Raw genomic sequence first — 25,897 nt, 5'->3', positions numbered from 1 at the left:
TTTTGCTGGTATGCATTTCCCGTAGCAGGGAAATGCATTTTTTTGTTGAAATAGTTTTGAGCATTGAGTTAATAAATTGTGAGTGACGGAAAGGTGGTTTATGTTATGGAAACAAGTAATAAAGTAACCATCATGGTGGAAACAACCGTGAACAAACCAGTTGCAGAAGTTTGGAAATATTGGACCGAGCCACAGCATATTACAGGTTGGAGCTTTGCTTCTGACGAGTGGCACGCACCAAAAGCGGAAAACGATTTGAGAGATGGCGGAAGGTTTCTTACCAGAATGGAAGCAAAAGATGGCAGCTTTGGATTTGATTTTAGCGGGAAGTATGATGAAGTCAAAACAAATGAATATATTGCTTATACGCTAGATGATGGAAGAAAAGTTACGATTACTTTTGTCGGTTTAGAAAATGAAACGAGAGTCGTAGAAACATTTGAAGCCGAAGCGACGAATCCAGTTGAGATGCAAGAAGCAGGATGGCAAGCCTTCATGGATAATTTTAAAAGGTATAGTGAAGCTCAAAACTAATAGTGTTTTAAAAGAGAGTGCATTTCTTTAAATAGATTTGCGCTTTTTTGTTTGCCTATCTTTTGAATTATGGAACATTATGAGTCTTAAGAAAGTCTTAAGATTTTTGCTAACTAAATGTAAAGGATTGCTGTGTAGAATAAAGATAATTTCAAATATATGCCATGCTATAATGCAGAAGGGAGTGTGAGAATATGAATGATTTTAACGTACTTGTTGTTGATGATGAAAAAGAAATACGTGATGCGATAGAGATCTATCTGAAAAATGAAGGAATAACAGTTGTTCAAGCTGGAGATGGCATTGAAGCAATAGAGAAATTAGACGAACATCCGATCCATCTTATCGTCATGGACATTATGATGCCAAAATTAGATGGTATCTCGACTACCTTTAAAATTAGAGAACAAAAAAACATACCGATTATTATCTTAAGTGCAAAGAGTGAAGATACAGATAAAGTACTAGGACTGCAGATCGGTGCAGATGATTATGTGACAAAGCCGTTCAATCCTTTAGAGCTGATCGCTCGTGTTAAATCTCAGCTACGGCGTTACGTGACTCTTGGTACATATGAGGGAAAGACAAATCTAGTTAATCTGAACGGTTTGACACTTGATAAGGAAGCAAAGGAAGTCGCCATAAACGGGGACTCAGTAAAATTAACTCCGATCGAATACAAGATTGTGGAGTTGCTCATGTCTTACCCTGGAAGAGTTTTTTCCATTAATGACATATATGAGCGAGTTTGGAAAGAACCCAGTTACAATGCTGAAAACACAGTGGCTGTTCATATCCGAAAGATTAGAGAAAAGATTGAGATCGATCCGAAAAATCCTAGATATTTAAAGGTGGTATGGGGAATTGGATACAAAATGGAAAAATAGAAGCAAGTGGGTTGTTTGGATCATATTGTTGACTTTTGGGTTAAGTGGAATCGTTTCGATCTTAGAAAATGGTCATTGGTATTTTAAAAAGGATTATTTTCATACAGAAGAATTCAACTCACAATTTGAGGAATTTATCAATTATATAAGTATTTCTGAAATCAATTATCTATCTGAAGATGAGCTTAAGGACAATATAAAAGTTTCTAAAGAAGAGATTGAAGAACATCGCATGCGCTATGGAAGTCTATCAGAGCAAATAGCCGATATCAAAAGTCAGTATGAAGACCAGATTGATGAAGCGAGGGCTGCTAAGAACGATGATGTTGTTAAGCTTTATGAAGAACAAAGAGATGCAAAAGTTAAAGATATCATGGAGAACTTCAAAAGTGACGATCATATCAAAGCTAAGATCGTGAAGGAAAAAGAAAAGGAAGTAGAGACACTTGTTAGAGAAAGACAAAGCTATATTTCTGATTATGATCCTAACCTTTTGGGTTTCAACTACTATATGGTAGATATGAACTCAAAAGAGGTATTTACTAATCTTTCTTCAGCAGAAGGCCCTAAAGATCTTAAGAGTAAAACAAATTTGTTCACTAGAGAGTATTCATCATCATCTGAAAACGGCAACTTACGTATTAGTGGCCTAGATACTTTCATAGAATATCATTACGAATATTTTCCTCAAAAGCCAAAAACACTTCAGGGCATAATTACTCTTCCTGGACAAGGAAGTTGGTTACAAAAACAAGTAGATGATTTTGAGAAGAGACAAACGGTGTTTTACATTATATCGATCTGCAGCATTGTGATTCTATTTCTTGTGTTTTTATGGGGCAGAAGACTTCATCCTCTACAGATGGTTACTTCATCAGAAAAAGTAAATATCTATCGTAAAATACCTATTGATATTCGGTTAGGTTTGTTATTGTTAAGTTTGTTTTTTGCAATCATGGCAATTGTTATGAACGCACAAAACTACGATAATTTGGTATTCTCATTCATGTATAGTGATGGTCTATTCGAATTTCTGGTCACAGCGCTTATGTTGAGTATCACTCTTATCCAAACGACTTGGATCTACCGTGATGTGAGAAATAAACAGTTATATCGAGATGCGTTTATCTCAAAGTCAGCCCAATGGTTTCACCGATTAGTTTCTGACGCTTTTTACAATAGAAGTGTTGCTATACAAATTATGCTGCTACTTATCGTTATTTTCTTGTCAGGTTTCGGTGCTGCAGTCGTATTCTTTCATCCCACGGCTTTCATCGTTTATTTCATTCTGTTTTTATTCTTTACTGTACCGGTATTAATCTACCTTTTTAAAAGAATCGGGTTCTTTAACAGAATCATCCAGCACACGAATGAGCTTGCGGCAGGACAAATGGAACAAGATCTTCCTCACAAGGGAAAATCAGCATTAGCCATGTTAGCTGGAAACCTAAACTTACTCAAGCACGGTGTGAAAACTTCAAAACGAGCTGAAGCAAAAAGTGAGAGGCTCAAAACGGAGCTGATTACGAATGTCAGTCATGACCTGAGAACTCCTTTGACATCAATCATTACGTATACGGAACTCTTAAAGTCACAAGAGGTAACAAAAGAGGATCAAAATGCTTATTTAGAAATTATAGATCGCAAGTCGAAGCGTCTAAAAGTTTTGATTGATGATTTGTTCGAAGTATCTAAGATGGCAAGCGGGAATCTGGAACTTATTAAAGATAAAGTAGATATTGTCCAGTTGCTTCAACAAGCCATGGCTGAATACAGTGAAACCATTAAAGAATCGTCACTAACTTTTAGAGTAGCAACTCCTAATGGCCCGATTTTTGCTAATGTGGACGGACAAAAGATGTGGCGTGTGTTTGAGAATTTGATCGGCAACGTCTTAAAGTATTCTATGGACAATACAAGAGTATATATATCCGTTACAGAAGAAAATCAAAAGGTCGTCGTTTCATTCAAGAATGTCTCGAAGTACGAACTAGGCGGTAACTTTGAAGAATTATTTGAACGATTCAAACGCGGAGACACATCACGTCATACAGATGGCTCTGGCCTCGGTCTCGCCATCGCAAAATCCATCGTAGATCTTCATGAGGGCAGTATGGACATCGACGTTGATGGTGATCTGTTTAAAGCGACAGTTGAACTGGACGCGGTGAAATGATGAAAATAAACAAGAAATTCATACTTGGTATGACGATTGTGTTGTTTAGTATTTTTGGATTTGCGGATAACGCGGGTAGTCCTAAATTGAAAGAAACCGTTAAAGTTACTGAGATCCTGCAGACAAGTGAATAGGTTGTGTGGAGCACTTCTTCAAATGGGAGGAGTGCTTTTTATTTTGTTTGTTCGCATAATGGTTTGAGGGTATTATAGAAGTGCGTTGTTGTCAGAATATGTCGACTCGCCGATATATGTTAAAAACTCGCTGAATTATGGCTAAAACTCGCCGGAATATATCCGAAATTTCTAGAATTATTTCCAAAACTTCTTGAATTAAGAGTATATATACCCCGTGTGGTATGGATTAAGATTGCGATATTCACCTCATTTTGGCCATAAACGGGGAGATTTCACTATGCAACTAGGAGTTGCGCCTCTATGCAACTAAAGTTATCTTTACTTTTTGACCATAAATTCACAATAATGAGCTTATACATACAAAAAGGTGGCTACGATCGATGGTTTTTGGTGAGAAATTGAAAAGCGTAAGGAAGGCGAGAGGCTGGTCTCAGGAAGAATTAGCAGAAAAGCTGTTTGTGAGCAGACAATCTGTTTCTAAATGGGAGAACGGACAAAATTATCCCAGCATTGAAGTTATCATTAAGCTAAGTGATCTGTTTGAAGTAACGATTGATGAATTACTTAGAACGGATGAAGAACTAAAAGAGAAAGTGATAAAAGATAGTAAACAACTAGCTCATCCTAAATTAAAGTTTCTGTTTGATGTTGTGTTCTTACTCGGTGTTTCCTTGTTAATCATTAAACTAGGATTTCTAGGGATAAATAAATTTACAAATGCAGATTTTTCATTGCCTGAAGGAAAATTTCTGTGGAACTTTGGACCTTTGCTATTCATGGTTGGTGGAGGAATTGGATCCGGAATCGTTAAAGAAAAATATAAGGTGGAATAAACATTAGAAAGTAGGGTTAGGAAAAATGAATACACAAACCCAATCTAATACGGAAAAAAAGAGAGCAATCTCCTTGGATGTAGCAAGAGGGTTCATGCTTTTATTGATCGTGTTGGCTCATGCTCCTTTATTCTTATATGAATCTAACCCAGGAGTCATGAGTCGTCCTGATAGTTTGAGTGCTCTTGAGAGTATTTTTAATTCCGCAGGTGAGCTTTTTATTGATAATCGTGCACGGCCATTATTTGCAGTGTTGTTTGGTTATGGAATGGTCATGATGTACGAAAGTCAATTATCGAAAGGAAAGTCGTCCAACATAGCAAGGAAGACGATTAACAGACGCTCATTATATTTAATCTTGTTTGGAATCGTATTAGCAGTAGTTGTTGGTGGGCAAGATATTTTAATGGCTTATGGAATTGCGGGTCTACTCACTAGTAAACTACTTATGTATAATAACAAGGTCTTAGCAAAGGTTACTGTTTCTTTGACCATAGTCTTTATACTTTATATACCGGTCATTTGGGGCTTTTTCCTAAAGGAAATAGGTAGTTACGGATTTGGCAATGAATTTTCTTCAAATCAGTCATATAGTCAGTTGTTTATGGAAACTATCTTCAATTTCCCGACTATTCCTGTTCTTATTCATTTCCTTTTCCCAATCCTTCCTTCTGTACTTATAGGGATTTGGATGGGAAGAAAACGATTTTTAACAGAGTCACATAAATATACAAGAGAATTAAAAATGATTACTTTAGTGGGAATCTCAATATCGTTATTAGGTTCGATCCCATTAGTACTGATTGATGAAGTATGGAAACCAAGTTTATTTACAGCAGGAAACATTTACGGTTTTCAAATGATTACAGGAATTGCAGGTGGTTTTGGATATGCAGCGTTATTTGGGCTGTTTGGCTGCCAAATTAAAAAGCCGGGTCCCTTAACAAATTCACTCATTGCTCTGGGAAAACGCTCGCTTACATTTTACGTCTTGAATGAAACGTTATTAGTGCTCTTACTATCACCAGTCGCTTTTGGTTTAGGAGGAGAATTAAGTATCATTAGTGTGACAGGGATTGCCTTTTTGATATGGTTAACGGGTATATACATGGCTTCTCTCTTGGAAAAATTTCAGTTGAATGGACCACTTGAAACCCTCATTCGCTATCTTGTCTACAGATAGTAACAAATATTACGAAGAATATCTCAAAAACAACGACGACTAGAATTCATCTAGTCGTCGTTGTTTATATATCTTATTGATCAATCTCAAACATATAACGATTCGTTTGCACACTTACTCCGAGTACGATCCCCATTAACATCATATTGGATAATAATGAACTCCCTCCATAACTTAAAAACGGGAGGGTGACTCCTGTTACCGGCAACAACCCTATATTCATACCCACATTCTGAAAGATCTGGAACGAAAGAAGTCCAATTATCCCTGAACACATATATCCGCCAAAAGAATAGTTTGACTTCACACCTAATATCACAATTTTGTAGATTAATAAGAAAAACAGACTGACTACGATGGATGTCCCTAGAAAACCAGTGTCTTCGCCAATAATGGAAAAGATGAAGTCTGTATGTGCTTCAGGTACATACATGATCCCTTCCATCCATCCTTTACCTGAATACCAACCTGAACCGATCGCAGTAATGGCCTGTTTTGTTTGATAACCTTGGTCTGTGTATTCAAATGGATTTAACCAGCCGTTTATTCTACTTCGTTGGTGAGGAAGAAGTAAGACGAGCAGTTTCGTCTGAAAAAAGTCATTAAATTTAAAATAGATGACGATTAATGCTGATATGACGATAGATGGCAGTGAAATAACGGCCAAAATAATCTTCCAGCTAACACCTGATATGAAGATGATGGACAGAATGATGGATAGGTAGAGCATGATCATTCCGGAATCGGGCTGGATGGCGACAAAAATAATAGGAGCTAAACTAGCTAATCCCATTTTGTAGATGAGATAGAGATCAGATCGTATCGTTCGCTGAATATATTGATAATTATGTGATTCGACGATATTACTAAGAACTAAGATCAAAGCGATCTTCATAAATTCAGATGGCTGAAAAGAGCCAAGAAAAGGTAATTGATACCACGCTTTTGAGCCGTTGATCGGTTTTGCTATACTTTCCGGTGCGAAAATTAACATCACAATAAAAAATAATACGATGCCATAAAAATACCAAGACATTCTTTTAAGCTGCTCAAAATCTAAGCGCGCTATAGCTAGCATTAAAATGGTACTTAAGGTGTACCAAAAAATCTGTTTAGGAACAAAATTACCGTTATATTGACCAGACTGTTGGCCGCTATATATGAACATAAAGCTAATAATTGCTAGTAAGAAGAGTATAAATAGAATTCCATAATCCAATTTATCTATAAAAGTTTTACTTTTTGGAGTCTCCATGTACCGCACTTCTTCCTGTTTTCATTATTTTACCAAAAATAATGATACCACATTTTGGATGGGTTGATACAAAATTAAGTCATTTCGATATGTTGACTAAAAAAAATAGTGTGATAAGATTACCTTACGACCGTTCGGAAGGTGATTAAACAATGACATATGATCAATTGAAACAAACAGCACTTATTCAGTTTGCCCAACTAGGGTTTGAAGGTGCTTCTTTATCTGTAATCGCAAACGAAGTGGGAATAAAAAAACAATCGATCTACACTCACTTTAAGAGTAAGGATGATCTCTATATACAAACGTTTCATGAAGCAACAGACTGTGAAATCGATTTCGTAAAACAATTTATTGAAGATCAGGAATCTCTTCAATTAAGAGAAGTTTTGTCCAAATTTTTAACGGAGTATTTAGAGCGATTTGAGAAAAATAATAATATGAAATTTTTTATGAGAACTTCTTTTTATCCACCAGTGAAGCATGAAGAAGTCATTAAAATGGGAAGCAACAAATTTGTCGATCGTTTAGAGAGTTTGTTTACAGAGTTGTTTGAACAGAATTCGGATCTGTTACGAGTGGATATTACACCTGAAACAGCGGCTCTTTCATTTTTGACGATGTTAGATGGACTCCTTGTTGAGTTGATCTATGGAATTCCAGAGCGTCTTCAAAAAAGGTCTACACAGTCGTGGCTTGTTTTCTGGCGGGGTATTTGTAATGAAAGTGGTGAATTGTAATGAATCGTTCATGGGGCTATGTCCTTTTAGGTTCAGTGTTTGAAGTGTGTTGGGTAATCGGTTTAAAGCATTCTTATGATTTTGTGACGTGGACGGGAACAACGATCGCTATTATTTTTTCCTTTTCGCTACTCATCTTAGCAACCAAACATCTTCCTGTAGGTACAGTTTACGCCGTATTCACGGGATTAGGAGCAAGTGGAACTGTTTTGATGGAGATGCTTGTATTCGGTGAACCTTTTAAAATGTTAAAAATTATACTCATTCTTGTTCTACTTGCAGGAGTTATGGGACTTAAATTGGTAACTGGAAAACCAAAATCAGAAGGAGGGGTTCAATAATGGGCTGGATCTTTCTGGTGTTTGCAGGTCTATTTGAAGTAGTTGGTGTAACAGGCATGAACCTTGTTGCTAAGAAGAGAAACATCGTATCTTTTCTTGTTCTTGTTCTAGGGTTCAGCAGTAGTTTTCTTCTGTTGAGTCTCGCTATGCAATCTTTGCCTATGGGTACAGCGTATGCAATCTGGACAGGAATCGGTACGGTAGGTTCTGGACTCGTAGGAATTTTGTTTTATGGTGAATCAAAAAATGGATTAAGAATTCTTTTTATGGCAATGGTACTCAGTGCCGCAGTTGGACTTAAACTGATAAGCTAAGGAAGGATATCTATGTTCTTAAGTAGAATATAACTCGCTATACATTTTAAGTAGAAGAGGGATTACCTTGGGAATTCATGATACGTTTCGATTTGGTTCTCATGCTATGGTATTTAATGCAGAGAATAAGGTGCTTTTGTTAAAACGAACTTACGGTAACAAAGGTTGGAGTTTGCCTGGAGGTGCTGTCGACCCTGGTGAAACGATACATCAGGCATTGTTTCGTGAGTGTAGAGAAGAGCTTGGGATTAATGTAATCGATCCTGTTTTAACAGGTTTGTATTATCACCGTTCAATTAACACACATGCAGCAATATTCCGATGTATGATTTCAGATGATGACGAGATCGTTCTTAGCTCCGAACACTCTGCCCTAAGATGGGCCGATCTAACAGAATTAAGTGAGAGTCAGCGAGTTCGAGCTGAGGACGCAATGCGTTTTAAGGGGCAGGTATACAGTAGGGCTTTCTAATGCTGATGATTATTAGAGCATTTCTTCTTAGCGGGAGAAGTGCTTTTTATTATGAAGTAATAGATACTAATACCTAGTAAGTTTGTCTTTTTGACAAGGATATGCTTAAAAGTTGTCGAAAATCATGTAAGACAGGTAAATCTAGGAAGTAGGGAACAGAATGTTAGAGTCTATCCAAAGCATGTGCTTACACGTGGTCTTTATCCTTTTTACCATCCTTATTTATCAAGTGTTTTTTAATGAAAGAGATGACGAACGAAAACGAATTACTTCGAAGTTCTTTCTGCTTATGCTGATCATTTTAGTTTTCACGATGAGTCAGCCAGTCGTTTATTCTGAAATCTATAAGTACGACTTTAAATCGGTTGCTATTATTTTGTCCTTCTTATACGGAGGAAAAAGGGTGGGGTTTTCGAGTCTTTTAGCACTTCTTATGGTGGGTTACTTCACTGATCAGAATCTAGCTATTTTGCTTGGAAACTACATGGTGCTCTGCTTATTGTTATTGCCCATTACAAAGCTTTTTCATCGCTACGGTATCAAAGGCAAGGTTACCGTAATTAGTTTATTCTATTCATTGATACCCATTACTAGAGGAATCTCACTACTTATAAACGGGGATGAGCAGGAACTCTTTTTCGAGTTGAGTTCTTCCCTTATCGTATTGGCAACGTTAATTGCAGTCGTGCACTTAATTGAGAATATGAAAGAGCAGATGGAATTGAGACAAGAGCTTCTTCGAACCGAAAAAATGAATGTCGTCAGTCAGCTTGCTGCTTCAGTTGCTCACGAAATTAGAAACCCCATGACTTCCGTACGAGGGTTTATGCAACTCATGCAAAAAGAAGATTTAACGAAGGAACAGCAGATGTACATAAGTATCTCGATTGAAGAATTGGATCGGGCACAGGAAATTATCAATCAGTATTTGGCGTTGGCTAAACCTCAAACAGATCAATATGAAACCATCGATCTCACATTAACTATTCAACAATCAATTGATGTGATGCACTCTTATGCCATTTTGAACAGTATACATATTGCACAACACGTAGAATCCTCTCTTAAAATCGAAGGACTTAAATTGGAGATTCAACAAGTCTTGATCAACATCATCAAGAATGCTATTGAAGCAATTAAGTCGAAAGGCGAAATCAGGATATTGGCCTATAAAGATATAAACAATTTTGTTTGTATCGAAATTAAAGATAATGGCGTAGGCATGTCTAAAGAACAATTAAAAAAACTAGGCAGTCCGTATTACTCTACTAAAGAAAAAGGAACAGGACTGGGTTTAACTGTATGCCACCAAATTGTAAAACAGATGGGAGGAAAAATTACGATTCATAGCGAGTTGAAAAAAGGAACAACATTTACGATTAAACTACCATCTAAGTGATGTTGCGCAGTAAAAAATTCAATGAATGGAAGAGGAGACAAAAGTTATTTTACAAAGAAAATTAGTAGCGGCTTCTTTATCAGGTACGATTTATGCCAGCATTCTAGGGTTCTCTATGCCTAATCCCTTTGGAGATGAATCATTCAATTCAGTTCTAAGTTATGTATTTGCTAGTATTGGAATAATCCCTGTTTATATGATGTATAGTTTTCCCGCGATATTAATCTATGGTGTAATAACTTCTGTAATTAGTGATAAAGTTGGTGAATTTATTTCAACTAAATCTGAAAATAAAAACGCAGAACTCATTATTTCTGGCGCATTGCATATGATTTTCGGGTTAATCTTGCTTTGGTATAGTCTAATGGCCGCTGTCTTGTATTTTATTACTGATAGGATATTAAGAAAAAGAAATAAAGAAATTAAATGGTATCATGCGTTAATAAGTCTATCCATACCTTTCCTTACATGGATCGGCACTATGGGAACGGTTTGGATTAAGGAATTGTGAATAAAGGAATAACGTTTACCCCACAGAGGTGTGTAGATGAAATTGAAAATTGTAAAATACAAGGAAACTGATACAGAGGAGATCATCAATCTGTTTTATGAAACTGTACATACCGTAAATGCCAAAGATTATTCTTCACTAGAGTTGTATGCTTGGGTATCCTTTGATGAATTAGAATCTAAAGTGGAATCGTGGAAGGAATCATTGAGTCAAAACATAACTTTTGTAGCTAAGAATAAGGATAAAATTGTTGGCTTTTGCGATTTAACATATAGTGGACATTTAGATAGACTGTATGTTCATAAGCATTACCAACGGCAAGGTATAGCTACGACATTAGTTAATTTGATAGAATTTGAAGCAAGGAAATTAGATTTAGTGTGTTTGGATACTTATGCCAGTATTACAGCTAAACCTTTCTTTGAACAGCTAGGCTACCAAGTAGTTTGTCCTCAAAGTGTAGTCCGCAAAGGTGTTTCCTTAATTAATTTTAAAATGACTAAAAATCTTAAGTGATTGAACTACTCTAGGGTTTTGAATTAAGATGCTTTTCATTCCCATTTCGGCAACACAAAAAAACGATCAGAAAACCTCTGATCGTTTTTTTGTTAACAGCTTGTTTTATAATTTTTGAGAAAGAGAGAACGTTCTGCCATGCTCTGCTTGCTCAACTGAATTTGTGGATAGTCCAACAAATACAGCCGTAAGTGCTAGTGAAGTGATGATAATACCTGCAGCGAATTTTTTCATTTTAGTGCCTCCTTTTTTTGTAAAGCGCGTTTTGCTTCGTAAGACTCTTTAAAATAATAACTAGCTTTATTGTGGTTCTCTTTGTTGAAGAAGACCTGTGCAAGTTCTCCAGCATAATCTTCTACGAAACCAAAGAGTTCGTGTTGTTTAAAATAGTCATTTCCTTCTTTAACAGTTCGTTCAAGCTCGTTTATATCTGTTGCCTGATTTAAGGCGTTCAGAATTTTGAAGTGATGCAAATATTCTTCATTCGCGAGCTCGATTCCTTTATTGTAGAAAGGTATCGCTTTTTCTTCATTATTCAATCGATAGAATTCTCGAGACAATAAGAAGTGTGTCTTATAAAAGGCTTCTTCTTCTTCAAATACCTCTAACAAATAGCGTACTGCCAGTTCGGACATGTTTTGTTCAGCATACAGATAACCAATATTGTATTTGATCAGTGAAGTATATGACTGATCAATGCGTTTAGCGAGATCAAGTGCGCACAGAAAATGTTCTTCTGCTTTCCCGTATTGTTTCAAAGATAGAGAAGCAAGACCCAGAATATTTTCACAACCGGATTGAAGCAGTTCGAAATCTTCCGCTTCAGATAATGTTTTTAAAGCTTCGTTCGCATAATCCAGAGCAGTGAGTGGCTGACGAATGTGATAATACAGAACGGCAGCTTTATGATAAAAGTCTGCTCGCACGATATCATCCGTCATGCTGCTTAATACATTTAATAAGTTAAATGCCCTGATAAAACGCAATTCTGCTACTTCATAATTTCCTTCAGCTGTTAATAGCATTCCGGTAATTAAGTTCATATAGTACCCAAAAATATCTGTTCGATTTAAATGAACATCATTTAGCGTATCTAAAATCGCGTGTGCAGAAGTTAGCTCTTTCTTCAGAATCAAGTAACGGCTGTTTAACAATTGATAATACAATTGTGTAGACGGGTCTTTGATCTGTGAGATCTCACTCTTAATCTCGTTATGTATACTCTCTGATTGTTGTATGTGATTTGTCCGAATGGCTGTATGCCACCGCTCGAGTGACTGTGTGATGGGCTCTCTAGTTCCGACGTTCATGGAAAACTCCTTTCTATAAGACTTGTAATTTAAATCTAACATAAAATGGAAAAATAAAACTTGGGAAAATTCCGTGCTAGAGGGTAGCATTAAGTGACAACTTTTTCATCAATTTTCCCAATAATCTGACACTGTAGTGGATACCTTATTGTTTCGTTTAATGAAAACATGATTATGAGGGTGGAAGGACTATAATGGTTTTTATGGAATTAAAGTTCATAGAGGCTAAATGGTAACGAGAGAAAAAGAGAGTAGCGAGGAGTTGGAAGCTTTGTTTTTAAAAAAATCATCTCAATCTGGAAAAATTCACAATGTTACTTATCTAAATGGACAGGTGCGTTTTCAAGGCGTCTCTCTGAATGTATATAGTTTTCTTGTTGATGGCGTATTAATTGATACTGGCGCGCAATCTTTACATCAATACTTCAAACCTTTTATTGATCAAGCTGATTTCGATCACGTATTCATAACGCACTTTCACGAAGATCATACAGGCTGTGCTAGTTATATTGAAAAAACGAAGAAAGTCCCAATCTATTTAGATGAAAAAACAATTGATTATTGCGGTAAACGAGCACATTACCCCATATATAGGCAGTTCTTTTGGGGAAGAAGAAAACCATTTCATGCGCAAATGATGCCAAGTGAATTTCAATCTAGGAATGCACGTTGGGATGTAATACCTACTCCTGGTCATGCAAAGGATCATCATGCATTTCTTAACCGTGAGACAGGGCAGCTTTTCACAGGTGACCTATATGTAATGGAAAAGACTAAAGTGGTTCTCGAAGAAGAAAGCATTCCTTCCATTATTCAATCACTGGAACGTGTTTTAACATATGATTTTCAGGAAGTGTTTTGTAATCATGCAGGTTTTATTCAAGACGGAAGAAGGGCACTACAACGAAAGCTCGACTACCTATTAGGTATACAGAATCAAGTATTAACATTACATCATAAAGGGGATAGCCCTGAAGAAATTCGTCAAAAACTGTTTCCTAGAAGATTCCCTATCATCAAATTTTCTCGCGGTGAGTGGGATTCTATCCATATTGTTCATTCCATCATGAATGAGAATCATGTCGTCAACTCATAATTATTTAAGAAAAAGAGGTTAACACGATGTCGACTAAACAAGAAATGAAATCAAACATCAGGATTGTCCGGGTTGAGGATGCAGAAGCTATTCTTCAGATTCAAAGTGAAGTGATTTCTGAACAGAATTATTTTATTGCGGTATCAAAAGAATTTAATAAGGCGAAAGAAGATCATGAAGAATGGATACGAAGCATTCTTGAGCATGAACGTGAGACGATGCTTGTGGCAGAATATGAAAACAATGTGGTCGGATGGATCGTATTTAGGTCACAAGAAAGAATGAGAATGCACCACACTGGCTCTTTTGCCATCATGCTTCGTAAAGAATTTAGAAATAAAGGGATTGGCAAGCTAATGATTCACGAGCTATTATCTTGGGCCGAAAAACATCCGGTCATTGAAAAGGTTACGTTAGGGACGTTCTCTACCAATACTAGGGCAATAGAATTGTATAAAAAACTTGGATTCATAGAGGAAGGGCGAAAAGTAAGAGAGTTCAAGTTTAGTAACGACGAGTATGTGGATGATGTGTTGATGTATAAGTTAGTTAAATAATGTGATATGAATCCAATCTAAAACAATGAGAAGCTGATTCTTTGAATAGCTTCTTTTTTCGTGTGAAGCTACGCTATAGAAAAAAATGGTAATCATTGCAAGGTTTCTCCGCGTATATTAAATCGATGTTAATTTTTCGCCGGAGGTGTTGGGATGTCTTTTCCCACAAATAGTCAGTTTACAGCCATTACTGTAGGCGGTGTTCCTTATGCAGATGTGATACGTGATATTTCTCCTGCAGGAACAGATATCGTAGGGAATGCCAGTTTTCCTTCCTTTTACTTCGCTTATGATGAAATCAATGTGTACTTTAGAATGCGTGTACGATCAGATCCAAGAAATAGCGCCAAGACCGCTTTTGCAAACTTTGCATGGGGTGTTTTGTTAAATACGACCGGCGTAGCGGGGACTTATGACTGGCTGCTTGCAGTTAATGGTTTAAACAAAAGAGTGAATTTGGTTCAGAACACAACTAAACAAGTCAACTCTTGGAGTGATCCTGCAGAAGGGACGGATGGTAAAGGGAACCCAAACTATTCTCGGTCCATCATCAATTTTGACGTCGCACGGGTCGTTCAGGCTGACTCTACATTGGATAATACACAAAACTATTTTATCGATTTTCTAGTTCCAGCTTCTACATTTTTCTCATTGCTCGGTATTACTGCTCAAAGTTCTGTACGGATGGTCGCGTTTACTGCTTCAAATAACAACAACTACAATAAAGACTCTCTACGTGATTCAGAAGAGTTTCAATTTCAAAATGCATTTTCCAATCCAGTTACAATAAATTCGGGAAATGTCCGAGCTAACCTGCAGGTTTCAAAAGTACTGCTTTCAGGACCACAATCACCTCTAGCCGGTCAGGTTGGGGAGTGGACGGGAAGAATTACTTTATCGAATACAGGAAAAAGTGCTGCAAATATCCTCAATGTTACGGATATCGTTTCATTAGATGAGGTGTCACTCTTTTCAGTTCTTAGTGTTTCGCAAGGGACAACAGCATACAACTCTTCAACGAAAACACTTACGTGGTCCGTTGGTAATATCGCTCCTGGCGCTAGTGCGACTCTTCAGTTTACACAGAACGGAATCTTTTATACAGCAGGAACGAAAGCACTTAATACAGTACGGGCAACAGGTATTGATAGCTTTACTGGAGGAGATCTTACCCCTGCTTCTGCTTCTATTTCCGTGAATGTTCAAGCAACAGGTGGAGCTGCAGGTACGTTATTGGATAGTTCAAACGCTCAGCCAGTAAATGCTGCAACTGTAAGACTTTTAATGGGTCAAACACCAGTGGCCGTTACGCAAACAGATCTATTCGGAAAGTATAGTCTTACGAATATAGCACCAGGTACTTATACGATTGAATTCTCAAAAGCAAATTACACGAGCTTGGCGCAATCGGTGGTTATTCAATCTGGCACGATAACGGTCATCAATCCTGTCCTCATAGCTATTCCAGGAATTCTTCAAGGAACGGTTACCTCAAACACAGGTTCTGCTGTTAGTGGAGCGACCGTCTTGTTATCAGATAACCTTGGTACAGTTATTGCAAGTGTAACAACTTCTCCAACAGGAGCTTATACATTTGGAGCTGTAATCCCAGGGCATTATACACTCACGGTCTCTGCTAATAATTTTCAGGCTGCAACAATTGGGCAAAATGTGCCATCTAATCAGACAACGACAGCAAACTTTGTACTGCAGCCGAATCCTGGAACGGTAAGTGGAACGATAACAGGAAGTGGAGGACCTATAGCTGGTGCAATAGTTGAAGCTCTTAGCGGTACAGGGATTGCCGTGGCAACCGCAACGACGGATGGGGCAGGACAGTACACAATAAATCGTCTTGCACCAGGTTCTTACAGATTACGCGTGAGTGCACCTGCTTTTCAAACATTTGTTGTCGGTTTCTCGGTGAGTGCCGGTCAAACTGTGGTAGTAGATGTGAATCTATTAGCAAATCCAGGTTCAATCATCGGAACAGTGATTGATGAAGATAGCGGTGCTCCACTTCCAGGTGCAAGTCTAAAAGTTGTAAACAGCTCTGGGATTACGGATGCCTCTGTAACAACTGATGTAAACGGACAATTCTCAGTCGATTCTCTAGCTCCCGGTACGTATGTAATCACCTTTTCTTCTGATGGTCATGGTACAAAAACGATCGGTACGTATGTTCAGTCTGATCAAACTACAACGGTAGATGTCACACTTAGAAGACTAGCAGGTGTTCTTACAGGTAATGTTTCTTCAGGTGGAAGTACAATTAGTGGTGCTTCAGTGGATGTCGTTCTCAATAACATCGTGGTAGCGAAGACCATTACTGACAGCAATGGAAATTATACGATAAGTGGGTTAGCACCAGATCGATATACCGTTATTGTTGGGGCAGACGGGTTTTCACCGGTTACGCTTGGTGCTGTTATTCAGGATAATGAAACAACAGCGATCAGTACAGAACTTCAGCCTATTTTTGGTTTACTTTCAGGAAGTGTACTGGATAATGAAGGAAACATTCTTCCAGGTGCAGTCATACTTGTGAAAAATGCAGATTCTGATGTGCTTATCTCTAGAGCTGTAACAGATACAAATGGAAATTATGTGATTGGTGAATTGCTCCCTGGAAGCTATGTTGTTACAGCAAATATTATTGATTATCAAACAAACTTAAGTGGAGCAATCATTACAGCTGGTGTGACTTCTGTTGTTAATTTCTCATTAATGCCAAACCCTTCTTCTATCTCGGGAACGGTTATTAATAGTGAGACTGGAGATCCTCTTGCAGGTGCTTCCGTAGAAGTACAGCTGCTTAATGCTAACGGTCTTATCATAAATACAACTTTTTCAGACAATGATGGTGTGTTCATTGTTGAAGATTTAATGCCGAGCACATATACAGTCATCGTTGCTGCAGAAAGTTTCCAAACTTCTTCTGCATCAGTTACGTTATCACCTGGAAACGTTTCTTCTATCACGATTAGCCTTGTTCCGTCTCCGGGGTTTGTTTCAGGCAGATTAATCGATTCTCTTTCAGGTCAGCCGGTTGTTGGTGCAACTATTAATATCAGCAACACACTAGGAGCATTTGTTGATTCAGCCTTAACGAGTGCGGATGGAACGTTCATTTCGCTTGGATTGCCTGGAGGAGTTTATTCTCTTACTGCAGTTGCAGAAGGATATGAAACCAGGATCATAGGTGTAGTTGTTCCCGCTGGATTAAATAAGTTTGTTAACTTTGAACTTCAACCTAATCCTGGGACCATTACAGGAACAGTAGCTCCAGCCGCTGACGGACTTGTGCTTCAGCTGTACACAATGGATAACCAGTTCGTAAACACAGTTGCAGCCACTCCGGAAGGAAACTTTTTGTTTCAGAGTTTGGCTCCTGGTAACTATATTGTAAAAGCTGTTGCACTAAATTATTCAGTTGGAAGTACGGGAGCCTTTGTTGTTTCTGGTCAAACAACGAACATCTCTTTATCGATTCAACCGAATCCTGGAACTGTTTCAGGTACGTTAATTTCTGATCTTGGTACGCCGATAGCTAACGGTACCGTTTCTCTTCTTGATGTAAATGAAACACCTATTGGAAATGGAACAACAGATGCTGATGGAAATTACACGCTCAGCAATATTCCGGCAGGTTCTTATGCAGTCGTCATACGAGCAGGGGGCTATGCAAACGCGACTGGGAACGTTGCGGTTGCCCCAGGTCAGGACATCACAGCGCTGAATTTTGAGTTAGTGACGATCCGTGGTTCTATCTCTGGAACGGTTTCAGATTTAATATCAGGTGCACCAATTCCAGGTGCGGCCATACTTGTGCGTGATAGTCTTGGAATTTTGGTTCGCTTCTCAACAACTGATCAATTCGGCAACTTTTTGCTACGGAATTTTGTTCCAGGTTCCTATGCTGTTACTTCATCTGCACAAAACTACTCTACAGAAATTACAGGTGTGATCGTACAAAGTGATGAGACTGCGGGAGCTGATATTCAATTAACAAGTACTGTAGGAAGCATTTCAGGGCAAGTCACTGACGGAGATGGAAATCCGCTGTCTGGAGACAATATTCAATTAAAATTGTTTGGAGCTAACGGTGAATTGCTGCAAGCTTTAATTGCACACACTGATGGTTCGTTTCAAATTCCTGAACTGTCGATTGGCACATATTTTGTAAGTGCAGAATTTGACGGTTATTCTCCAAATATGACAGCTGTTATTGTCAACAGCAGTGCAGTAAGCAGTATTACAATACCGTTATCGCAAATTCTTACAACTCTAACAGGATCCATAGCAGATTCTGCAACTGGAAATCCGATCAGTGGTACTGCCGTTTCTGTTACTTTAACAAATAATACGGGCATGTTTGTGGCAAAGCAGTATCCAGGTATCGATGGCACATTCACGTTCGACTCGATTGCACCGGGAATTTATCTGTTAAATGTTAACGCAGTGAACTATGGAAATGAGATTATTACGGTTACTGTGCCTATCACTGGGTTTAACATTGCGGTTTCATTAACTCAAAACCCAGGAGCGGTTACAGGGTATGTCACAAATCAGTTAACGGGAGATCCATTATCCAATGCCATCATTATCGTTTCATCTTCAGGAAAGCCACTAGAACGAAAAGGAGTCTCGGATAGTTTCGGTCAATTTATATTTGCCAATCTGTCACCTGACACGTATCGTGCAATCGTTAGTGCTGATGGTTATTCGAGTCAGAGTGCAACATTTACCGTTTTACCTGATGAAACAACTTCCTTGAGCTTTATTTTAACTCCTGAACCTGGGACTGTTTCGGGAACTATCACAGACGCCGTAACAGGGATTCCGATTTCTCAAGTCATGGTTCAAGTCCGTTATTTATCACCAACTGGCCCAGTTATTGCGAATACTGTAACGGATCAGCAAGGCAATTATGTAACTCAAGGTGTGTATTCTGGCCCTTATACAATAGTTGCTTTTACTGACGACGGCTATGGATCATCGAGTGCTTCTGTTTTTGTACCTCCAAACGATACGAGAGTTGTTGATTTTGCACTTGAACCGTTCCCAGCTACAGTGGAAGGGACGATCACTTCCGATTCTGGTGACCCGTTAGTTAATGTTTCAGTAAGGCTTTTAGATGTTTACGGTTTTACTGTTCGAGTTGTTAATACCGACTCTAACGGATTTTATAGAATACTAGGTTTTACGGAAGGACAATATCTAGTTACGGCTATTATCCCTGATTACCAGAGACGGCAAGTTTCAATCAATGCCGGACCAGGCGAGACACTAACAGCTAATATAAGCTTAGTTCCAGAACCGGGTCAAATTTCAGGTGTGATCCTCGATGAACAAACTCTTGCTCCACTCGTTGGTGCACAAGTAGAAGTGTATGCACCAAGTGGTGTTACACCAATTGCAAGAAGAACGACAGGTGCAGCAGGAGACTTCTTAATAGAAGGCGTGGCTCCAAGATCATATACGTTAAACGCCTTTCAGCTAAACTATAGTATTCGCTCTACAGGTGTAATCGTAACTTCGAATGCTACAACTAATGTACAGATCGCTTTAGTGCCTGATCCAGCATCGATTTCAGGAACCATAACTGATGGTAATGGAATACCTTTATCGAATGCTAGTGTAAGAGTGGTTGATGAAAATGATAGTGAAATCGGAAACGGAATCACAGATTTTGAAGGAAACTATGTTATCGGAAACTTGCCAGAAGGGTCTTATACAGTAATTGCTGGAGTAGAAAATTATTCATCATCGACTGCCGGAGTTTCGTTGCAGCCGGGAGAGCAGCTGACGGGTCTAAATGTGATCTTAACCCCGGTAGGAGGATTGATCTTTGGGACAGTTGTAAGTGCAGAAACGGGAGAAGGATTACCAGGCATCCTCATTTCTATTCTTACACCGGAAGGAATTCCAATTATATCAACTAATTCAGACACTGCGGGTAGCTTTACATCCATCCTTCTGTCACCTGGAACGTATACTGTTATTGCAAGTTCACCTTATTATGTACAGGATCAACTCGGTGTTATTGTTCTACCGAATCAAACTTCTGCGGTATCTTTTGAATTGTCGGAAGTAGGAGGATCGATTGTTGGAACTGTTACTGATCAATCGGGAAATCCGATTTCAGATAGAACAATCTCTATTCGACTTCTCAATGATGGTGGTGTATTGCTGCAGACGCTGATCGCTCTCTCAGATGGGAGCTTTGCATTCCAGAACTTATCAGCAGGAACGTATCAAGTGAACGTAATAGCAGACGGATATCAAACAGCAACAGTAGGTGCAATCGTAGTGAACGGGGAAACAACAAATCTAATAGTCCCGGTTACAGAAGATCGTGGTGCTTTAGAGGGCGTTATTCAAGATGTTGTAACAGGTTTACCGATATCAGGAAGTTTCATTGAAGTATCTGATGTGAGTGGGATTCTTGTTGCAACAATTACAACAGACCAGAACGGATTTTTTAGACTAGGTAACCTTCAAACTGGTCCACTAAACATTCGTGCAATAGCAAGTGGCTATGGTGCAGCGTCCATTGGAGTCATAATCAATTCTTTGTCTCTATCAAATGTAACCCTTAACCTGCAGCCGGATCCTGGCATAATCATTGGAACGATAAAAAATCCCAGTGGAGCACCGCTTAGCAATACCACGGTTCAGATATTAGATCGAAAAAACACACCTATTTCAACGGTTATAACGAATGGAAATGGCTCTTACGAGGTTGATAATCTGGTTGAAGGCCAGTATACGGTGACTGCTAAAGGAAATGGAACGGGAACAGGAATTGGCAGTGGTGTTGTTTTACCCGACCAAGAAACTGTCGTGGACATTATCCTCATTCCAGAAGGTGGAGTCATCTCAGGTAACGTAAGAAATTCAACAACAGGTGATCCATTAATTGGAGCTTCTATTGAAATTAGGGCGATTTCACCATTCGGTCCTGTAATCAACACGGTTCTAACAGATAGTACTGGAAACTATAGCTCGGGATTGATAACAGCTGGAACTTACACTTTAACCATTACAAAAGAGAATTTTGGAACGGCAACAGGAACAGTTCTTATTGAAAATGGCTTAACAACATTCCAGAACTTTGCTCTTACACCAAGTCTCTCGAATGTTCGAGGCACGATTTCTGCAAGGATCATTCAAAATGAGAGTTTAACAACTACTATATCTGCTCAAGACGTTGTGATTCCACTTATCAATACGGTTATTAGGTTAATTGATGAATCGGGTGCAGAACTAGCAGAAGTTCAAACAGATGATCAAGGAATGTATTTAATCGAGAACTTTTTATCAGGCATCTATTCGTTAGGAACTTCTAATCCGGATTATGAGACTAATACAGTTGGCTTTTCGGTGGATCCTGGTCAAACACAAATTGTTGATATTGAGCTCACTGCACTTCCAGGAATTCTAACTGGAACAATAATTGATCAAGAAACAGGTATATTGAACGCTGGAGCGATCGTTCAGTTGTTTTTTGGAACGAGTGTTCAGCCTGCTGGCAGAGCAGTGACAAATAATGCAGGTGTGTATGTGATTAACGGGCTTTCTCCAGGGCAATATACCGTATCGATGACAACACCAAACTATAATACGTTTTCAGCTGGAGCAACGATTCAAGCGAATGCAACTACAACAGTTGATGGCTTCTTATTGTCTAACCCAGGTGTACTAACAGGTATAGTTAATGGTCTGAGTGATGTAATAAGTGGCGCAAGTATTAAGGTTATCGATGTAAATGGAACAGTTATCGGCTCTGCTGTCTCAAATGATGATGGGACGTTCTTTATTGGAAATCTACCTGTTGGAACTTATGCCTTAACGATTGTGGCACTTGACTTCCAAAGTGAAACAGAAGGGATAACCATTACACCAGGGGAGACACTAAACGTTTCAATAAATCTGATCCCTGATCCTGGAGCTATAACAGGTATCGTTACTGATGAAAGCGGAATTATTTTACCAGGGGTTGTAATGAACATCCTGTTGAACAATATTATTATCGCATCTACCGTTACTGAACAGAATGGAAGCTTTACCTTTAGAAGTTTAAAGCCAAACTCTTACCAAGTGACTGCAAATCTCTCAGGGTACGCTGTATCTTCAGTTGGAGCAGTTGTGAGCAGTAACATAGTAACAACTACGAATCTATTTTTATCAAGTCTTTATGGCAGTATTTTTGGAACGGTTACAGATGAGGATGGAAATCTCATCACTCAACAAAGTATTAAAATTAATCTTTTTGATCTCAATAACAGTTTAATAACTACCGTTCTAGCACAGTCAAACGGAACCTATATTATTCCAGAAGTCACTGAAGGTAATTATTTTGTTACTGTTACAACTGAAGGTTATAATGCTGCTACTTTTGCTGTAACCGTTAACGGAGGAGAAGAGGTTTCTCTTGATCTCCAACTTATTGCTCTTGGAGGTACGCTTACAATTAGGGTCATTGATGCTGCGACTAACAATCCGATATCAGGAGTTAAAACGAACATTTTTAACGAAACAGGTATACCTATTACTTCGGGTATAACTGACCAAAACGGTGTATTTATTCAGCAGAACTTGGAAGAAGGCGCGATAGTTATTTCAACTGTTAAAGGGGGCTATGGAAGTCTTTCGCAAGGCGGAATTATTGTGAATGGTGCCACTACAGAGGTCAGTCTTGCTCTTACTTTGGAAACAGGTAATCTTATCGGAACGATCTCCGATTCGAATGGTGTTTCAATTGCTGGGGCAGTGGTGCAAATTCTGGATGCCACTCGAGCCGTTGTTACAACTGTTCTAACGCAGTCAGATGGTGCTTATAGAGTATTGGACTTACTGCCTGGGATTTATACAATGATCGTGAGTGCACGCGGTTTTGAACAGCGTTCACTAAGTGTTTTTATTGTAGCGAATGAGACTACGATTACGAATTTACCATTAGCTTTTGAACCGGGCAGTGTAGAAGGTTTCGTTACAAATGAAGGGTCAGGTTCTTTTATAGCTAGAGCTAGTGTTGAACTTCGTTTAATAAGCCCGTCAGGACCAGTCGTTGCCTCAACGCTTACTGACGAACAAGGTAGATATCGTTTTAGCCAAGTGAGAAACGGAAACTACACGATTATTTCTACTAAACAAGGATTTGGAAACGACTCTGCCGAAATTTCAGTTATCCCAGGAGACACGACTTTCGCAGATCTTCAATTGGCACCTGTTACTTCAAGTGTTAGAGGGACGGTTCGAAATGCTGGCGGTTCACAGCCTCTCGTTAATACCTTGCTTCGTTTAGCGGACAATAACGGTGTTGTGATTGCAGAGGTACAGACTGACAATGATGGAGATTATTTAATAGAAGGTCTTCTACCAGGTGATTTTAGCCTTGCTGCCATCAATGCAGATTATAGAAGCAGCGTACTGGATTTTACGGCTGTTCCCAATGTTCAAAGCGTTGTGAACTTTAATCTAGTTGCCGTTCCAAGTTTGTTTACCGGCTTTGTTACGGATGCAGATACAGGACTGCCGATTGTAGGGGCGATTGTAGAAACCTTTGATCAAGTAAGCGGTCCAGTTGAAGCGAGTTTACTAAATGCTGAAGTTAATGCATTAGCAGTCAATGGACGTCCAGTAGCGGTAGCCTTAACAAACATCGACGGTTTTTACACGATTCCTGGATTGAATAATGGATCTTATACGTTACGAGCATCTGCATTAGGATATGGTACAGATAGCAGACTATCGGTACTGCCTGTTAATACAACTGTAGAGCAGAACTTTGCATTACCTGGTCAACGTCAAACTGCTTCAATAACGGGTACAGTCATCATTTTAGGAAATGGACCATTACCAAATGCTGAAATAAATGTATTTGATGAAAATGGTGCTCTTGCAGGAAGTGCGAGAACGGGTAATGATGGAACGTATTTCATTAGTAATCTTGGTTCAGGAAGATATGTAATAACAGTGGATGCCCAAGGGTTTCAGCAAGAAACACTCATTATTTCCCTTGCAGAGGGAGAGCGTTTAACAGGTGTTGACTTTGCTTTAAGTCCTGGAGCGGATGGAGATATTTCGGGTCAAGTATCTGAGCGTCGAACAGGTCGGCCAGTTAGTGGAGCGGTCATACAGTTGTTTGATCTAAGAGGGGTTTTGGTTAGGGAAGTAATCTCTAATGATGCAGGAGTATTTTCAATAACAGGCATTCCTTCTGGCTCTTATGAACTGCGTGTTGTTGCAAACGGGTTTGAACCGTTTTCGGTGGCTGTAAATGTGCGAGAGGGGGAAGAACTACTTATTCCAATTTCACTTATTTCAACTACTCCCGATCCGGTTCCTCCGTTTGGTGAAGCACAATTCTTAATTTTAATCGGAGGTAAACCGTTATCTTTAGACAGCTTAACATCACCAACTCTATTTACTTTAGAGCGTATAGATTCAAACAATAATTGTGCTACATTTTCTTATGAGGCAGAGGTACAAGAAGGAACGATCAGAAGGTTTATCACTTTTGATCTTTCCTGTATTGATTTAATCCGATTTATCGATTGAGTTAAAATGAAGTAAGTTATCAACATGAAATTGTTTTAGGAGGGAACTTCCTTTTGTGGAGTTCCTTTTTTTTTTAAAAGATAAAATTATAAATAGGATAACCACTTCAGTTAAAATAGATGAATTCATCAGTCATGCAACCCCTATATTTAAATTAACAAAATATTGTGACAAAATTCGCTAAATATGTAGATAGTTACACATTTAAATGGTAAAATATTACTATACAGTACAAATACTAGGGACATTTGTACTGTCTTTCATTTCCATGGGGATTAAAATATTGAGGAGGTATTGAATGAAGCGTAGAATTGTGCACGAGAAAGTGGAAAAGTATTTAATTACGAATAGGACCATTGCTATTCATCCATTTATTAATCAATGGGGAAGGGTATGCGCAGAAATTTATGAAGAAGATGCTGTCTTTCTTGTAGAGAAAAAGCCTTTTCGAATCATCAAAGATTCCTGTCCTTATTATGGAAGTACATACGATGGCAAGAAAGATGCAACACAGATTATATTAGGGAGGATGTGCTTCCCTCCGATCATGATTGACACGAAACTTGATATATTCTTCTTTCCCACGAAATCACCACGAAAAGACTCCTGCATCTGGCTCTCACAGCCACACATTGATGATATTGTATCCATTGACCGAAAAAAGGTTAGAGTCATTTTTTCAAACGGAATGGATCTACCTATTGAAAGTACCTCCACATCCCTAAAAGGGAAACTCCATCGAGCCGCTCATTACAGAAGTGTACTAATAACTCGAACGAACCGAAGTCTAGAAAAGGATAGTGAAAAAGGATTGAAAAACAGTGATTTACTCTTAACTTAGATCATTTTAAGCGTGAGCGCCTGATGAAGTAATTCAGGCGTTTTTGATATGCGAAAAAGTTAAAGTTACATATATTAGTATGTGATCTTCTGTTAAAAATTTTCCTGAATTCCTATATAAACTCTGATGGTTAGAGAGTTTGGGCACACTATTCATATAATTATCACTATTTATCGGCTTTCAAATAATTTATAATTATCATATAATAAAGATATTAAAGACTTGAATT

20 protein-coding genes are annotated in these 25,897 nt (G+C 38.5%); 17 read left to right on the top strand and 3 right to left on the bottom strand.

Going from position 1 to position 25,897, the window contains the following annotated elements; translation table 11 throughout:
* The first annotated feature begins 105 nt into the window (after window positions 1-105).
* From IHV10_RS08135 to IHV10_RS08110, 6 genes are all read left to right on the top strand, one after another.
* The gene (locus IHV10_RS08135) at window positions 106-534 is read left to right on the top strand and encodes an SRPBCC family protein (RefSeq protein ID WP_197128096.1); all 429 of its coding nucleotides are present in this window, start codon (window positions 106-108) and stop codon (window positions 532-534) included.
* A gap of 194 nt (window positions 535-728) precedes the next feature.
* On the top strand, window positions 729-1,421 hold the full coding sequence (locus IHV10_RS08130; protein ID WP_197128095.1) for a response regulator transcription factor: 693 nt from the start codon (window positions 729-731) through the stop codon (window positions 1,419-1,421).
* A complete protein-coding gene (locus IHV10_RS08125) occupies window positions 1,399-3,597 on the top strand; it encodes a histidine kinase dimerization/phospho-acceptor domain-containing protein (protein ID WP_197128094.1) in 2,199 nt (732 codons plus the stop codon). Before IHV10_RS08130 ends, IHV10_RS08125 begins: the two co-directional genes overlap by 23 nt.
* The gene (locus IHV10_RS08120; protein WP_197128093.1) at window positions 3,594-3,731 is read left to right on the top strand and encodes a hypothetical protein; all 138 of its coding nucleotides are present in this window, start codon (window positions 3,594-3,596) and stop codon (window positions 3,729-3,731) included. Before IHV10_RS08125 ends, IHV10_RS08120 begins: the two co-directional genes overlap by 4 nt.
* A 383-nt stretch (window positions 3,732-4,114) precedes the next feature.
* Window positions 4,115-4,567 (top strand): helix-turn-helix domain-containing protein, encoded by a 453-nt coding sequence (locus IHV10_RS08115; RefSeq protein ID WP_197128092.1) that lies wholly within the window; start codon window positions 4,115-4,117, stop codon window positions 4,565-4,567.
* 25 nt (window positions 4,568-4,592) lie between these two features.
* Window positions 4,593-5,750 (top strand): DUF418 domain-containing protein, encoded by a 1,158-nt coding sequence (locus IHV10_RS08110; RefSeq protein ID WP_197128091.1) that lies wholly within the window; start codon window positions 4,593-4,595, stop codon window positions 5,748-5,750.
* Between the two features lie 73 nt (window positions 5,751-5,823).
* Here the strand turns inward: IHV10_RS08110 and IHV10_RS08105 are convergent, their stop codons facing one another.
* Window positions 5,824-7,005 carry an FtsW/RodA/SpoVE family cell cycle protein gene (locus tag IHV10_RS08105; RefSeq protein WP_197128090.1) on the bottom strand — a complete coding sequence of 394 codons (1,182 nt, stop codon included), beginning with the start codon at window positions 7,003-7,005 and terminating at the stop codon, window positions 5,824-5,826.
* A 152-nt stretch (window positions 7,006-7,157) separates the two neighbouring features.
* Here IHV10_RS08105 and IHV10_RS08100 point away from each other — a divergent pair, with 152 nt between their 5' ends.
* The 7 genes from IHV10_RS08100 (at window position 7,158) to IHV10_RS08070 (ending at window position 11,298) form a co-directional block, all read left to right on the top strand.
* Window positions 7,158-7,745, top strand: a complete 588-nt coding sequence (locus IHV10_RS08100; RefSeq protein ID WP_197128089.1) for a TetR/AcrR family transcriptional regulator — start codon at window positions 7,158-7,160, stop codon at window positions 7,743-7,745.
* Window positions 7,745-8,086, top strand: coding sequence for a DMT family transporter (locus tag IHV10_RS08095; protein WP_197128088.1), 342 nt, complete (start codon window positions 7,745-7,747; stop codon window positions 8,084-8,086). The genes IHV10_RS08100 and IHV10_RS08095 overlap by 1 nt, the downstream gene beginning before the upstream one ends.
* Window positions 8,086-8,400, top strand: a complete 315-nt coding sequence (locus tag IHV10_RS08090; RefSeq protein ID WP_231618149.1) for a DMT family transporter — start codon at window positions 8,086-8,088, stop codon at window positions 8,398-8,400. The genes IHV10_RS08095 and IHV10_RS08090 overlap by 1 nt, the downstream gene beginning before the upstream one ends.
* 67 nt (window positions 8,401-8,467) lie before the next feature.
* A complete protein-coding gene (locus IHV10_RS08085) occupies window positions 8,468-8,872 on the top strand; it encodes an NUDIX hydrolase (RefSeq protein WP_197128087.1) in 405 nt (134 codons plus the stop codon).
* A 160-nt stretch (window positions 8,873-9,032) separates the two neighbouring features.
* On the top strand, window positions 9,033-10,271 hold the full coding sequence (locus IHV10_RS08080) for an ATP-binding protein (protein ID WP_197128086.1): 1,239 nt from the start codon (window positions 9,033-9,035) through the stop codon (window positions 10,269-10,271).
* 25 nt (window positions 10,272-10,296) lie between these two features.
* Window positions 10,297-10,782, top strand: coding sequence for a hypothetical protein (locus IHV10_RS08075; protein ID WP_197128085.1), 486 nt, complete (start codon window positions 10,297-10,299; stop codon window positions 10,780-10,782).
* Window positions 10,783-10,824: 42 nt separating this feature from the next.
* Window positions 10,825-11,298, top strand: a complete 474-nt coding sequence (locus IHV10_RS08070; RefSeq protein WP_197128251.1) for a GNAT family N-acetyltransferase — start codon at window positions 10,825-10,827, stop codon at window positions 11,296-11,298.
* 105 nt (window positions 11,299-11,403) lie between these two features.
* Here the strand turns inward: IHV10_RS08070 and IHV10_RS22950 are convergent, their stop codons facing one another.
* A complete protein-coding gene (locus IHV10_RS22950) occupies window positions 11,404-11,532 on the bottom strand; it encodes a hypothetical protein (protein ID WP_255520074.1) in 129 nt (42 codons plus the stop codon).
* The gene (locus IHV10_RS08065) at window positions 11,529-12,608 is read right to left on the bottom strand and encodes a hypothetical protein (RefSeq protein ID WP_197128084.1); all 1,080 of its coding nucleotides are present in this window, start codon (window positions 12,606-12,608) and stop codon (window positions 11,529-11,531) included. The genes IHV10_RS22950 and IHV10_RS08065 overlap by 4 nt, the downstream gene beginning before the upstream one ends.
* A gap of 271 nt (window positions 12,609-12,879) precedes the next feature.
* Between IHV10_RS08065 and IHV10_RS08060 the strand changes: the two genes are divergently transcribed.
* The 4 genes from IHV10_RS08060 (at window position 12,880) to IHV10_RS08045 (ending at window position 25,668) form a co-directional block, all read left to right on the top strand.
* Window positions 12,880-13,704 (top strand): MBL fold metallo-hydrolase, encoded by an 825-nt coding sequence (locus tag IHV10_RS08060; protein WP_231619429.1) that lies wholly within the window; start codon window positions 12,880-12,882, stop codon window positions 13,702-13,704.
* A gap of 26 nt (window positions 13,705-13,730) precedes the next feature.
* Window positions 13,731-14,261 (top strand): GNAT family N-acetyltransferase, encoded by a 531-nt coding sequence (locus IHV10_RS08055; RefSeq protein ID WP_197128082.1) that lies wholly within the window; start codon window positions 13,731-13,733, stop codon window positions 14,259-14,261.
* Window positions 14,262-14,414: 153 nt separating this feature from the next.
* Entirely contained in the window at window positions 14,415-24,827 is a 10,413-nt protein-coding gene (locus tag IHV10_RS08050) for a carboxypeptidase regulatory-like domain-containing protein (protein ID WP_197128081.1), read from the top strand.
* Between the two features lie 298 nt (window positions 24,828-25,125).
* A complete protein-coding gene (locus IHV10_RS08045; RefSeq protein ID WP_197128080.1) occupies window positions 25,126-25,668 on the top strand; it encodes a competence protein ComK in 543 nt (180 codons plus the stop codon).
* Window positions 25,669-25,897 lie beyond the last annotated feature (229 nt).

The sequence above is a fragment of the Fictibacillus sp. 5RED26 genome (genome assembly GCF_015903895.1).
Classification (GTDB): Bacteria; Bacillota; Bacilli; order Bacillales; family Fictibacillaceae; genus Fictibacillus; species Fictibacillus phosphorivorans.
This window is presented reverse-complemented; position numbering and strand designations above follow the sequence as displayed.